This is a genomic window from Halomonas marinisediminis, from assembly GCF_004347715.1.
GTDB lineage: Bacteria > Pseudomonadota > Gammaproteobacteria > Pseudomonadales > Halomonadaceae > Halomonas > Halomonas icarae.
Genome location: NZ_SLTR01000172.1, coordinates 1 through 320, shown reverse-complemented (window position 1 = coordinate 320; position 320 = coordinate 1). Strand labels below are relative to the sequence as shown.

Sequence of the window (320 nt, the reverse complement as noted above, 5' to 3'; positions counted from 1 at the left end):
AGTCGCCATCGTTGAAACGAACCATATGTCCTGGCGGTACTTTCTTGCCGTGGTATTCTTCCCACTTGATGATATGGACAAACTTCCAGTTCTTTCTGGACATACCAGTTTGGGCGTCGTCTTTTATTTTCCGCTTCAAGTAACCGTCTTTGGTGACGATTTCCGTTCCTATTGCCACGTGGTTATGCGGTCTATTGCCTTTTTTGAACTGGGTTTCTTCGCTTCTGCCGGCGGCGGGAATGCTCTTGCCTGTATTCCATGGAGAAGCTCCTTTCTCGAACTGTCCGCTTCTGCCGGTTAACCATCCGTTCCGCTTGCAT

At 49.1% G+C, this 320-nt stretch carries 1 protein-coding gene; it reads left to right on the top strand.

Features of this window, described 5'->3' with window-relative positions:
• Positions 1-301: hypothetical protein (locus tag E0702_RS19165; protein WP_165927582.1), on the top strand; the 301-nt coding region annotated here is incomplete at its 5' end.
• Positions 302-320: the final 19 nt, after the last annotated feature.